Here is a 14,381-nt window from a genome sequence, read left to right on the forward strand (position 1 = left end):
AATGAAGAAAATTTTAATAGTAGATGACGAGCCAAACATTGTAATGTCACTGGAATATACTTTCAAAAAAAACAATTTTGAAGTTTTCATAGCACGAGATGGTCAAGAAGCATTAGATATTTTGAAAAACCAACTACCCGATGTGATTATTCTGGATGTGATGATGCCCATGGTTGACGGTTTTGCCACATTGGAACAGATAAAAAAAGACGAACGACTGCGGCATTGCAAAGTCATTTTCCTATCGGCAAAAAACAAAGAAAAAGACATTGAAAAAGGACTTTCATTAGGCGCCAATTTATATGTGGTCAAACCCTTTTCAATCAAAAAATTAGTAGAACAAGTACAGGATTTAATTCATCAAGGAACCCATTCAACACCATGAAATACGAAGAAATTTACACCCGAAGCATCGACCAACCGGAAGCATTTTGGGCTGCGCAGGCCGATGAAATTGAGTGGTACAGTAAACCGGAAACGATTTTGTCGAAAGATGAAAACGGCTATCCGCTGTGGTATAAAGATGGTGAATTAAACATTTGTTATCTTGCATTAGACAAACACATTCAAGACGGTTATGGTGATCAGATTGCCATTATTTATGATTCTCCGGTAACACAAATCATCAAAAAATATACTTTTTCGGAAGTAAAAATCGAAGTTGCAAAATTGGCTGGAGGCATGCAATCACTAGGATTAAAAAAAGGAGATACTGCAATTATTTATATGCCAATGATTCCTCAAACTGCATTTGCCATGCTGGCTTGTGCCAGAATTGGGGTGATTCATTCGGTTGTTTTTGGTGGTTTTGCACCGCATGAATTGGCCATTCGAATCGATGATTGCAAACCTCGAGCAATTATTACAGCTTCCTCAGGGATCGAAGTTGATCGATTAATTGCGTACAAACCTTTAGTAGACGAAGCCATTGCACTTGCTTCACACCGACCAAAAAAAGTAATTGTTTTCAATCGAAAATTAGGTGCTAGAATTCCGTTTAAAAAGTATGATGTAGATTATGACGCATTGGTTTACGGTTCCGAAGAAACGCCTTGTGTTCCTTTGCATTCCAATCATCCGCTGTATATTTTATACACATCAGGCACTACGGGTAAACCAAAAGGAATTGTAAGAGATACCGGTGGTTATGCAGTGGCGTTAAAATTTTCCATGAAACATATATACAATGTAAAAGAAGACGAGACTTTTTGGGCTGCTTCAGATATGGGCTGGGCAGTTGGCCACAGCTACATTCTTTATGGACCTTTATTGAATCGAAATACCACTATAATTTTTGAAGGCAAGCCCATAAAAACACCGGATGCGAGTACGTTTTGGAGAATAATATCAGAGCATAAAGTAGGCACCATGTTTACGGCTCCAACCGCCATTCGAGCCATCAAGAAAGAAGATCCAGAAGGAACATTTATCAAACAATATGATTTAAGCCATCTTAAAAATCAATTCTTGGCGGGAGAACGTTGTGATAATGCCACGTTAGAATGGTACCAACAGCACATTCCTATCCCGGTAATTGACCACTGGTGGCAAACCGAATCTGGCTGGCCAATGATTGCCAATTCACTTGGTATTGAAAAAATGCCCGTCAAATCCGGTTCAGCAACAAAAGCAGTTTGTGGGTATGACATTCGGATTTTTAATGAAAATGGAGAGGAATTAAAAGCAAATGAAGAAGGTTTGGTCGTTGTAAAACTGCCATTACCTCCAGGGAATATGTTGGGGATTTGGGAAAATGAAGCCCGTTTCAAAGCCAGTTACTTCAGTAAATTTGATGGGTATTATCTTTCTGGCGACGGTGGTTATAAAGATGAAGACGGTTATATTTTCATCACCGGAAGAACTGACGATGTAATTAATGTTGCAGGACATCGCTTATCAACAGCAGAGATGGAAGAAGTAGTTGCTTCTCACCAATCCGTTGCTGAGTGTGCTGTTATTGGAATCCATGATGAGCTAAAAGGGCAAGTTCCTTTGGCATTGATAGTAATCAAATTAGGAGATGAAATCGAACATTATCAATTAGAACAAGAAATTATTAAACTAGTCCGACACCAAATTGGGGCTGTAGCTTCCTTAAGAAATGCAGTCATAGTACAGCGATTACCAAAAACGCGTTCCGGAAAAACGCTCCGAAAATTAATGCGTAGTATCGCCGATGGCACCGATTTTCAAATTCCTTCAACAATTGACGATGAGAACATTGTAGGCGAAATTGCCATGGTTTTAAAGAAATATGAAATCGGTATTTATAATAAAAAACAAGAATAACTAAATTTATCAATAACATTATGAGTCGCTATAAAATTAACACCTTAGAAGAATACTTTAAAGAATACAAAAAATCAGTACGTGAGCCTAGAAAATTTTGGGACAAAATTGCTTCCGAAAATTTTACTTGGTACCAACAATGGGATAAAGTAGTCGATTTTAATATGGGGGAAGCTGAAATAAAATGGTTTACTGAAGCTAAAGTTAATATTACAAAAAACTGTATCGACAGACATCTTGCCAAAAAAGGTGATAAAACGGCTATCATCTTTGAGCCGAATGACCCAAAGGAAGAAGCTTTACATATTTCTTACAATGAATTACACCAACGTGTTTGTAAAATGGCCAACGTATTACGTGACCAAGGCATAAAAAAAGGAGATCGTGTTTGTATTTATTTACCAATGATTCCTGAATTGGCCATTACAACTTTGGCTTGTGCCAGAATTGGAGCCATCCATTCGGTTGTTTTTGCAGGCTTCTCTGCTTCGGCAGTAACTGCAAGAATAAATGATAGCGAATGTAAAATGGTCATCACCTCTGATGGTGGATATCGCGGTAACAAAACGATCGATTTAAAAAGTATCGTTGATGATGCGCTGGTAAATTGTCCTTGTGTAGAGAACGTTTTAGTTGCCAAAAGAATCAACTCAGAGATCAATATGAAAGAAGGTCGTGACCAATGGCTACAACCTCTTTTGGACAAAGCATCAGACAATAATGTGGCAGAAATAATGGATGCGGAAGATCCATTATTCATCCTTTACACTTCCGGTTCAACCGGAAAACCAAAAGGAATGGTACATACCACAGCCGGTTATATGGTATATACCGCTTATACGTTTAAGAACGTTTTTAATTATGAAGACAATGATATTTTTTGGTGTACCGCTGATATCGGTTGGATTACCGGACATTCCTACATCCTTTATGGACCGTTATTGAATGGAGCTACAACTGTAATTTTTGAAGGCGTTCCCTCCTATCCTGATTTTAGTCGTTTTTGGCAAACGATCGAAAAGCACAAAGTCACCCAGTTTTACACCGCTCCAACAGCCATTAGAGCCTTGGCAAAAGAAAGCATCGAATACGTACAACGCTACCAATTAACTTCTTTAAAAGTGATTGGATCCGTGGGAGAACCTATCAATGAAGAAGCTTGGCATTGGTACAACAACCACGTAGGAGATAAAAAATGCCCTGTGGTAGATACCTGGTGGCAAACGGAAACCGGAGGAATTATGATTTCACCAATTGCTTTTGTAACCCCAACAAAACCAACATACGCTTCGTTACCGTTGCCAGGAATCCAACCCGTTTTGATGGATGAAAAGCGCAACGAAATTGAAGGCAATCAAGTTACCGGAAGTTTGTGTATAAAGTTTCCTTGGCCGGGAATTGCCAGAACCATTTGGGGCGATCACCAGCGTTATAAAGACACCTATTTTTCTACCTTCCCAGGCAAATATTTTACTGGTGATGGTGCTTTGCGTGATGAAGTAGGATATTATAGAATTACGGGCCGTGTAGACGATGTAGTTATCGTTTCAGGACACAATCTGGGCACTGCACCGATAGAAGATGCCATCAATGAGCATCCGGCAGTTGCCGAAAGTGCTATTGTAGGTTTCCCACATGACATCAAAGGGAATGCTCTGTATGGTTTTGTAATTCTAAAAGAAACAGGAGAATATCGTGACAGAGAAAATCTTAGTAAAGAGATTAACCAACACATATCCGATCACATAGGACCGATTGCTAAGCTCGACAAAATTCAGTTTGTTTCCGGTTTACCTAAAACACGTTCCGGAAAAATCATGCGTAGAATTTTGCGTAAGATTGCCGAAGGGGACTATTCTAATTTTGGTGACATCTCAACATTATTGAATCCTGAAATTGTGGAAGAAATCAAAGATGGTAAAATTTAGATTTTAGTTTTAATCATTATTGGAAACTGCTTCATTTATGGAGCAGTTTTTTTGTATAAAAAAGGCTGTAATTTTACAGACAGCCTTTTTTACACTTAAAACAAACAAACCGTATTATTCCTTAATGAACTTCAATACCTCAACCCCATTATTCTCATCATACGCTTTTACTATATAAAGCCCTTGATTCAACTCACTAATTATAAATTGATGTCCTTCGGATTGATTTGCATCAAAAGTTTTCACCAATTGTCCAGTTATAGAAAAAATTTGAACTTTAGAAGTCACAGTATTTAAAGTAAAATAAATGGAAGCCGGATTTGGATACAACAAAGCACTTGGCGTTTTTTCATAGTCAACTATTGCCAAAGCCGCCGTTTTGTTTCCATAGATTCGGTATTCACCTGCCGGAATTGTTATTGGATCATTTACATTAGTCACCGTAATTGTTGTATTATCCATCAAATTGTACCACTCTCCAGTGTAAGGAAATCCAGTCGCTACATTTTGTGCGGTTACATTAAAATTAGCCAAGATTAAAACATCTTTAAGTTGGCTTGACGCCAAAGCACTATTGGTAATTTTGATATTTGGATACAAAGAACTTGTATTCGACATGGTTGCAGTTCCAGAAAAAACAGGCTCTACAGCTTTCATCGTAATCATTTTGGCCCAATCGTTGTAAATTTTACTTCTATTGCTATCTCCAAGCCAATTACTCACCCATTGTGGTTGCTGTTTGGTATCTAATTTACAATCCCCAGATGTTGCATCTGACGAAGTGTTTACCGTTCCATTATTACAAGCAAAAATAGAATTTTCCCAACCTAACTCCCCAAAATGCCAAATCATCTTTGGTCCAGGAACCAATAAAGAAACTGCTCCAATTGCTGACATTCTAGACAAAGCTACATTTAGTGTTTTTACATTATGGGCAGGATTTGTACTATTCCCAAATTGTAAATTTTTATACATCAAGCGTTCCTCATCATGACTTTCAGCATACCCCATCAGTCTATTTGCGGTAAAACCTCTGCTGGTACTGTTTATTCGAGAAATATTACCGGGATACCCCATAGACAATTCATTGTATTGACTGGTCATTATTCCCCACATCATAATTCCTTTACTTGGCGTTTCATTAATTCTATAATTGGCCCAAAGTTGTTCTTCATCATCATTCCCTAAGTGTTCAAAAATAGCATAATGAGTTGGATCTAAACCCCAAGAATAATCGGCATAAGCTTTCAAAACATCTACACGATCTTGTTGTTTAACACCAGTACAGGCATCCTGACCACCAGCAACATTAGACGGACAATTCTGAGTAAATCCTTTGGTTAAATCCCAACGCAATCCGTCAATTTTATATTCTTCTACCCATTGTTTAACCACTCTTTTTACGTAATTCTGTGTTCTGGCCTGTTGATGATTAAAATCTTCCCCTACACTATAACTATGCATTGCCGTTGTATTGAAGTATGGATTTTCAGTTGAAGGAGAACCCCAACCATCACCATCAGCATCGTTCATCCACATACGAACCATTGGATTTCTTCCAAAAGCATGGTTCAACGCCACATCAAGAATAACGGCAATTCCGTTTTGATGGCATAAATCCACAAACTCCTTTAACTTATCCGAAGTCCCATAGAATTTATCCAAAGCCATATGGAAAGAGGTATTATAACCCCAACTTTCGTTGCCTTCAAATTCCATTACAGGCATTAATTCAATGGCGTTTATTTTCAAATTTTTAAAATAATCGATTTTGTCAATCAAATTTTGATAGCTTCTATTGGCATCAAAATCGCGAACCAACAATTCATAAACTACTAGTTTTTCTTTAGCGGGTTTAACAAAATTGGTGGTGGCACTACTCCATGCATAAGGTGCTTTCCCAGTTTGTAATACCGTCACTTCACGTTCCTGACCTGCTGGATAAACCGGTAGATTTGGATAGGTAGAAGCCGGAATATTAGGGTCATCATAAGGAGATAAAACAAGTGTCGAATATGGATCGGCAGTTTTCACTAAAGATGGTGTCCCTGCAAGAGGTGTTGCATCAACAACCCAATATTGGTAGGTGTAATTTGTACCTGACACTAATCCGGTTAATTCCAACCAAAACTTACCAGAAACAGGATCTTTTTTCATTGCATAAGAAGCCGTAGGCTGCCAACTATTGAAACTTCCTGCTACATAAACAAAATCTTTGAATGGCGCATCCAGCACTAGAGTCGCTTTTGTCGCATCACCCGTATTGTAATTGATTCCGTCCAATAATCCCGCAGACATCGCTTCATTAATAGTACCCGGATTAACAATTGCACTGAACTTTTTAGTAATCAATGTGATTCCTTGAGTAACCTGCAGTTCGTAATTTTGATTCCCGACAATATTGGCATGAGTATACGAATAACTTGAAGCAGCAGCATTTGTATTCAAATTTGTACCGTTTGCTTTCAATACATAACTGGCATTTCCACCGGTATTAGCAGCTGAAATATTCAAACTCCCACCAGAAGTAACAATTGTTGAACTATTTTCAGCTGGAGTCGTCAAAGTAACTTGATAAGCGCCAACTTCAACAAAATTATCTTGCGATTTTTTATCTCCAGTTCCATCCTTTGCTTTAATAAGAAACCCTATTTTACCTATTCCAGTTCTATTATAAAAGGTATTTGGAGTAAATGTTTTAGCATAGGTGTCTGAGGCTGAATTGTAAGTAAATTTGTTTGCCTCGTTAGAAGCGGTCCATGAACCATTTGTTGGACAGTCAAGGCTGTTAGCATCATTGATATCTAAAGACCAAGTCCATAAATATAAAGAATGATCCGTAATTCCCCAACTTGCTTCATTTACACTACTTCCAGCAATAGTTAAAGTAATTGATGTTGTTTCCTCAAAGGGGTTAGGACTTATAGTGCTGGTTACTGTTTGCTGCTGAGCCGAAGAGACTAGTGACCAGAAAATTAATAATAAAAGTATAGTTTTTTTCATAGCTATTTGGTTTTATAAAAAAAGGGCTATCCATGAGATAGCCCTTTTTTTATTGAAAAAAATATTAATTTTTTGTAATCGTGTATTTGTAATTTCTAGGAGAACTTAAATCCAAGGTAATTGTATAAGTTCCAGCCGTTACAACAATATTATCTCCACCATATTCCAAGTGAGAACCATCTGGAGCAGTTTTAAGCTTCCCAAGATTAATATCCCAACCATTATTGGCTCTAAATTTAAATTCAGCTCCGGTTAATGTTGCAGTTACAGACCATAGTTTTGTAGTTTTATTATAAGTCATTGCTGTACTATTATCCCATCCACCAGCAGTTGCACTTCCAATGATCCCCCAAGCTGTTGCTGTCGCTTTGTATGTTAATTTTTCAGTATCAACTACAATTTGGTAATATCCTGCAGCAGGTATTTTAAGATTAGCTCCAGTAAGAGCTATTGTACCAGCTGTAGCACCAGCAGCAAATTCCCCTTTCCATTCTGGAAAACTTGTAAATTTATATTCTGCATTCGCATCATTAAAATTAACATACCCTTCAAAATCTACCTTACCAAATCCTGAAGCAGAAAGCTGTGGAGATGAAGCAGGATCCCAATCTTTAGCATATCCAGAAGCAACAGCATATCCACCAGGAACCCATAGTTTAGGATTTTCAGTAGTATAAGATGTAATAACAATTCCAATTACATTAGAATACATTGCAGCTAAAGTACCAGCGCTTGCTTTAACTCTTACTTCAAATTCTTTAGGAGAAAAAGGTGTTGCTTTTAATGCCAATGCAGCTCCATTCATTGATTCTACAGAAACAGAAACTTGATTTTCAGAAGGCAATGAACTCCCTATTACTTTAGGTGTTTTAAATTCATTTCCTTTAACATCCATTTCAACTACATAATTCACTTGAACATCTCCGCCGTAATTAGCTGATTTCCATGTAAAACGTTCTGCTTGAGCAGCTGCATTTTCTGGTTTTAAAACATAGGCTGAACCGGTAGTTGGAGCAGTCAAAACTGGAGAATCTATACCTTCGATAACGGGTCTGTCTTGAACATCTTCAACGCTGCATGACAAAGCAACTACTGCAAATAAAGCAATTATTGATTTAGTTATATTTTTCATTTTTATTAATTTTTTAAATTATTTAGTATCCTGGGTTTTGTTGTAATTTATTATTTGATGCTAAAGCTGTAGCTGGAATTGGGAATAAATCTCTGAATGATTGTGTTGGAGATCCGCTGGCAGATCCACCTTTCCATGGCCATAAGTAAGCACCTCCAGAAAATTTACCAAAACGAACTAAATCAGTTCTTCTTTGTCCTTCCCAGTGTAATTCTTTAGCTCTTTCATCAAGAATGAAATTTAGGCTTAAATCCCCTTGACTTACTGCATTTCCTTTTGCTCTTGTGCGTAACGCATTAACGTAAGTTGTAGCGGTAACTAGATTTGCTCCTGCACCTCTAACAGCACATTCAGCATACATTAAATAAGCATCTGCTAAACGGAAGATAGGGAAATCTGAATCCGAAAAATTACCGGCTTTATCTGAACCTTGAACTCCGTTTACACCTACGTTTCTAAACTTTTGAATAGCATATCCATCTGTAAAAGACCCGATGTTTTTAATTTCTTTACTTTGTCCATTAGTGTAGAATTGTCCACGTGTATCAGTTGTACTTGCTTCAAATTTATCAACAAACGCAGCAGTTGTTCTGATTCCAGCCCATCCACCATTGATTCCAAATTCACTTGCATTCATACTACCACCCACTGGTGCATGCGTTAAGAAAGTTGTCCCACCATATGTTTGAGTATGAAGACCATCAAAAGCGATAGCGAAAATAAATTCGTTTTGAGCTCCGTTCTTATCATTATCTGCAAAAAACAATTGATTGTAGTTTGTATGCAATTTATAGGTTGATCCTACAATTTTTGTAATTAATGGAACTGCAGCAGCATAATTATCAGTACCGATATATACTTTAGCATTCATATACAATTTAGCTTGTAACATCCAAGCAGCAGCCTGATCCACACGATACGCCTCATTTGATTTTGGCGTTTTCAATAATGGAGTAATTGCTGTTAATTCCTCATCAACAAATTTGTATAATTCTGCTCTTGTAGCATATTCCGGGTAGAAGAAAGTACTTGGAGACTCTTCAGTTACTAAAGAACCACCGCCAAACATATCAATTAAATGCCAATACGTCATCGCTCTCAAGAAACGAGCTTCTGCTCTGTAAGTAGCAATTTCTGCTTTCAAAGTGGCATCAATACCTCTGGCTGCCAATTTTTCATCCGTTGTTTGTCTTAAAAACTCATTACAGTTTACAATTTGAAAAGAGAAACGGGCAAATGTAGCCGTAATAAAACGATCCAAAGATGTCCATGTTTGCGAATGTAAATCTTTTATTGTCCCGTCATTCCAGGCAATAACTGCTTCATCAGTTGTTAGTTCCTGCATTAACCAAAGCCCTCTAATATACTGACTTTCTCCTTCATCTATTCCTGAAATATCCGCAGAACCGGCAGGTCCGGATTGTCCAGATGTAGCAAATCCAGCATATAATTTGGCAAGATTTTGCTTGTACGATTCTGGCGTACTAAAAAATTGTTCCCCAGGAATGGCATTAGCACTTTCTGGAGCTTGGTTTAAATCATCTGTACACGATGGGAACAACATCACCAACAGTAACAAAGAAATACCCAATAATTTTATGTGTGTCTTTTTCATTTTTCTTGTTATTTGTATTAGAAATTAACGTTTAAACCTAACGTGAAAGTAATTGGTCTTGGGTACAAATTGTTATCAATACCTCCTGAAATTTCAGGATCTATACCGCTATAATCAGTAAACAATAAAACGTTTTGTGCTGATAAAGTCAATTTAACTAATGACGAAGCATTTTCTTTTTGGTTAAAAGTATACCCAACACTTACATTGTCTAATCGAATAAAAGAAGCATCTTGGATGTAATAATCAGACTCGTATCTTTTTGTATCCTGAGTGGTAAAACCTGTTTCCAAAATATTAGCAACACCGTTAGACAAATCAGTTTCTCTTAATAATATGTTTTGGTAAGAACCTTTACTAGAATCTACGTTGTTGTAATTATAATTACCCCAAGATCCTCTCCAGTTCATTGCCATATCAAAATTCTTATACGTTACACTTGTATTGAAACCGTAAAAAACATCAGCAGCCGGTTTATGAAAACGGTATTTATCTTGCTCTGTAATAATACCATCTTTATTTCTGTCAATATACACACCGTCAATAGGTTTTGCATCCGCTCCATACGCTTGCTCGTATACGTAAAAAGAACTTGGTGAATACCCCACTTGGTGATTTTGAATCGTATTTCCAGTAGCTCCTTCATAACCACCTACATTAATACCAGGAGTATTATCTAACACAGTAGTTAATTTAGTGATTTTAGAATCTTGAAAAGTTACATTTCCTCCCAAAGTCCATTCAAAATCATCTGTTTTAACCGGTATTACTTCAGCGGCCAATTCGATACCTTTATTTTCTATGGTTCCAATGTTATAATTGTCATAGTTAGAGAATCCAAAGAAAGAAGGATTTTGTGTGTACAATAATAAATCTTCTGTATCTCTCTTGTATAAATCAACGCTACCATTGATTCTGTTATTTAAAAACCCATAATCAAGACCCACATTGACTGTTGTAGTTTCTTCCCATTTCAGATTACTGTTATACGGTTGTGGTCTAAATGTGTTATAAAACGTACTTCCAAATTGGTATTGTGCTGTACTATTAGACACTAAATACAATGGAATAGAAGGATAGCTTACTCCAATATCCTGTTGTCCAGTTATACCCCAACCTCCACGAAGTTTTAATGTAGAAATACTAGACACATCTTTTAAGAAATTTTCTTCATTCAATTTCCAAGCTAAAGCAACAGCAGGGAAATTTGCCCAACGGTTAGATTCAGTAAATCTTGAAGTACCGTCACGTCTATAAGATAAAGTTAATAAATATTTATCTGCTATAGAAATGTTAGTTCTTGCAAAAAATGACTGCAAGTTGACACGCGAAGGTACTGAGACCACATCAACAGTTGTTTTATTCTCAAAATTATAAGAAGATCCACCGTTAGAATCCCTAAAATCCTGATATGAATATCCTCCAGTAACATCAAAAACTGTGTTGATTGACTCTACTTTTTTGTTGTAGTTTAAATACAAATCCATTAATTTATTGAATCTTGAATTTGTATTTTCATACGTATTATTGAATCCAGAACCCGGAAGTCCATTTAGATAATTAGCGTCTGTATTACCATAAGATCTTCCGCTTAACTGATCGTAACCAAAGTTAGCAACCGCTTTCAATTCCGGTAAAAAATGCATTTTATATTCTGTTTGGATATTTCCAATACTTCTGTATGAAGTTCCGAAATTATTTTGTTGTTCAATTAATGATAGTGGATTTCTACCAGCCAATTGATTTAATCCTTCTTTTCCGTTCACTAAGGTATACCATTGGTAATAATTACCATCCGAAGCTCTTGTGATTCTTTGTGTTGGATCATAACTAATTGCAGCACCTATAGCTCCACGATTACTATAATTATTTCTTATTAAAGACGTATTATTGTTAGCTTCAATTTTTAAGTGGTTGTCCAAGAAATTTCCTGTAACGTTAACCCCTAAAGTTGATCTTTCCATGTTATCTCTTTTCAGGATACCATTTAAATTTGTATACCCTACAGAAGCTCTGTACACCACATTGTCCACTCCTCCGCTCAATGCGATATTATGATCTGTCCCAATAGCTGTTCTAAAGATTTCGTCTTGCCAATCTGTATCTGCAGTACCCATTAAAGCTTGTTGAGCAGGAGTACCATTAGCATTAACAAAAGCTCTAAATTGTGTGCTTGTTAAAGCATCAACTTTATCAACAATTTCTGAGACTTGGAAGTTACCATTGTAATTCACTTTCAATTCACCCGCTTTTCCTTTTTTAGTAGTAATGATAATTACCCCATTGGATGCACGTGAACCATAAATAGCAGTTGCAGAAGCATCTTTCAATACCGAAATAGATTCGATATTATTTTGATTGATCGTAGACAATGGATTTCTACCACCCGTAATTCCCCCTGCAGCAACAGGAATACCATCAATTACATATAAAGGATCATTGTTTGCAGACAAAGAAGATCCACTTCTAATTCTAATTGTAGCACCTTCACCCGGAGAACCTCCACCATTGATGATTTGCAAACCGGCAACTTTACCTTGAATCATTTGATCCGCAGAAGTTACAGGCCCTTTATTAAAATCTTTAGTTGTCAAAACGGTTACAGCACCTGTAGCGTCTTTCTTCTTAACTGTTCCGTATCCTACCTGAACCACTACTTCTTTTAATTGATTTGCATCTTCTTCTAAAGAAACGTTTAATGATTTTTGAGAATCGTAGTTAACAACCGTATTTTTGTATCCTATATAAGAAAATACGATATTATCGCCTTTCTTAACATTAGATAACTGATATTTACCATCAAAATCAGTAGAAACACCATTAGCGGCACCTTGCACATTCACATTTACCCCCGGAATTGGCTGTCCTGACACTTTATCAAGAACAGTTCCGCCTACAGAATTCTGAGCCAGAATACTAAAAGGGAGTAGCAGTAATAAAATTAACAACTTTTTATAAATTGTTTTCATACTTTTTGTTTAAATTAATTTATTTTTTCTTGAGTTTTTATGCTTAACTATTACTTCGAATGTTAAATTTATGTAAATTTTGTGACGCCCGACATGGCCTCATTTTATTTCAGTTACGAAAACGTAATAGTGTTGAAAACTTTCTGATTTACATAAAATTTTATCAGTTTAATTACCATTTATAAAATTTAATTTTATCTTTATTACGAAATAAATTATTACCACATCTTCATCATGAAAAGGAAAATAACGCTCAAACAAATTGCAAAAGAATTAGATGTATCAATCTCTACTGTTTCAAAGTCCCTGAGAAACAGTCTTGAAATAGGTGAAGAAACCAGATTAAAAGTGCAAGCCTTTGCTAAATTCTATAATTACAAACCCAATAATATAGCCCTTAGCCTAAAAAATCGAAAAACAAAAACTATTGGAATCATTATTCCCGAAATTGTTCACCATTTCTTTTCAACGGTTATTAACGGAATAGAACAAGTCGCCAATGAACATGGCTATAGCGTAATCATCTGCCTATCGGACGATTCATTTGATAAAGAAGTCTTAAATATGGAGATGCTTGCTAATGGCAGCATTGATGGTTTCATTATGTCACTTTCAAAAGAAACCCAATTCAGAGGTGATTTTCATCATATTACTGAGGTCATCAATCAAGGAATGCCTGTTGTGATGTTTGACAGAATTACTAATGATGTCCTTTGCGATAAAGTAATCATAGACGATAAATATGCAGCTTATGAAGCCGTTCAAAGCTTGATTGATAAAGGGCGAAAAAAAATCGCCTTGGTTACTACTGTTGACTATGTTAGCGTAGGAAAACTAAGGACTGACGGCTATATTAAAGCGCTTCTGGACAACGGAATCCCTTTTGATGAGAACCTAATTATCAAAATTGAAGATATTGATACCTGCGAAATCACTATTGGAAAACTGCTGGAAGACAAAGCCATTGATGCCGTTTTTGCAGTAAATGAGCTTTTTGCAGTAACCATAATTAAAACCGCAAACAAAATAGGATTAAACGTCCCTAAAGACTTAGCTGTTATTGCCTTTACCGATGGCATAATCTCAAAATATTCTACACCTACTATTACAACCGTAAGCCAGAGTGGAATAAAAATGGGAAATAAAGCGGCAAAAATGCTAATAGAAAGACTCGAATCTGAGGAAAATGAAGAAGATGAAAACTATAAAACCGAAGTAATTGAAACTCATTTGATAGAAAGAGAATCAACTAATTAATCTTTATTTGTTAATTTATTCATTACTACAACCTTGTAGTTAAATTTCTTTACTTTTATTTGTTTCTAAAAAATAAAAATCTGAAATATATTTTTATATTTACCTCCTCAAAGCTTTAACTTTTACTTCGAAAATAAGATAAGTTTTGATAAGCATAGCGCTTATCGTATTAATTTTTAAATTACGAT

At 36.2% G+C, this 14,381-nt stretch carries 8 protein-coding genes; 4 read left to right on the forward strand and 4 right to left on the reverse strand.

What is annotated here, in order from left to right; translation table 11 throughout:
• Position 1 precedes the first annotated feature (1 nt).
• From E0I61_RS00560 to acs, 3 genes are read left to right on the forward strand one after another with little or no spacing between them, the layout of a single operon-like run.
• On the forward strand, positions 2 to 385 hold the full coding sequence (locus E0I61_RS00560) for a response regulator transcription factor (protein WP_131991371.1): 384 nt from the start codon (positions 2 to 4) through the stop codon (positions 383 to 385).
• The gene (locus E0I61_RS00565; protein WP_132068705.1) at positions 382 to 2,289 is read left to right on the forward strand and encodes an AMP-binding protein; all 1,908 of its coding nucleotides are present in this window, start codon (positions 382 to 384) and stop codon (positions 2,287 to 2,289) included. The genes E0I61_RS00560 and E0I61_RS00565 overlap by 4 nt, the downstream gene beginning before the upstream one ends.
• 8 nt (positions 2,290 to 2,297) lie before the next feature.
• Complete coding sequence (acs, locus tag E0I61_RS00570) at positions 2,298 to 4,217, forward strand: acetate--CoA ligase (RefSeq protein WP_317126161.1); 1,920 nt, start codon at positions 2,298 to 2,300, stop codon at positions 4,215 to 4,217.
• 114 nt (positions 4,218 to 4,331) lie between these two features.
• Here the strand turns inward: acs and E0I61_RS00575 are convergent, their stop codons facing one another.
• The 4 genes from E0I61_RS00575 to E0I61_RS00590 all read right to left on the reverse strand — a co-directional run bounded on the left by E0I61_RS00575 (position 4,332) and on the right by E0I61_RS00590 (position 12,936).
• A complete protein-coding gene (locus E0I61_RS00575) occupies positions 4,332 to 7,220 on the reverse strand; it encodes an alpha-amylase family glycosyl hydrolase (protein WP_132068707.1) in 2,889 nt (962 codons plus the stop codon).
• A gap of 64 nt (positions 7,221 to 7,284) precedes the next feature.
• Positions 7,285 to 8,352, reverse strand: coding sequence for a SusE domain-containing protein (locus tag E0I61_RS00580; protein ID WP_132068709.1), 1,068 nt, complete (start codon positions 8,350 to 8,352; stop codon positions 7,285 to 7,287).
• Positions 8,353 to 8,374: 22 nt separating this feature from the next.
• Positions 8,375 to 9,967, reverse strand: a complete 1,593-nt coding sequence (locus tag E0I61_RS00585) for a RagB/SusD family nutrient uptake outer membrane protein (RefSeq protein WP_132068711.1) — start codon at positions 9,965 to 9,967, stop codon at positions 8,375 to 8,377.
• Positions 9,968 to 9,984: 17 nt separating this feature from the next.
• Positions 9,985 to 12,936 carry a SusC/RagA family TonB-linked outer membrane protein gene (locus E0I61_RS00590; RefSeq protein ID WP_131991359.1) on the reverse strand — a complete coding sequence of 984 codons (2,952 nt, stop codon included), beginning with the start codon at positions 12,934 to 12,936 and terminating at the stop codon, positions 9,985 to 9,987.
• 234 nt (positions 12,937 to 13,170) lie between these two features.
• Between E0I61_RS00590 and E0I61_RS00595 the strand changes: the two genes are divergently transcribed.
• Positions 13,171 to 14,193 (forward strand): LacI family DNA-binding transcriptional regulator, encoded by a 1,023-nt coding sequence (locus tag E0I61_RS00595; protein ID WP_131991357.1) that lies wholly within the window; start codon positions 13,171 to 13,173, stop codon positions 14,191 to 14,193.
• Positions 14,194 to 14,381 lie beyond the last annotated feature (188 nt).

This window comes from Flavobacterium ranwuense (genome assembly GCF_004349315.1).
Classification (GTDB): domain Bacteria; phylum Bacteroidota; class Bacteroidia; order Flavobacteriales; family Flavobacteriaceae; genus Flavobacterium; species Flavobacterium ranwuense.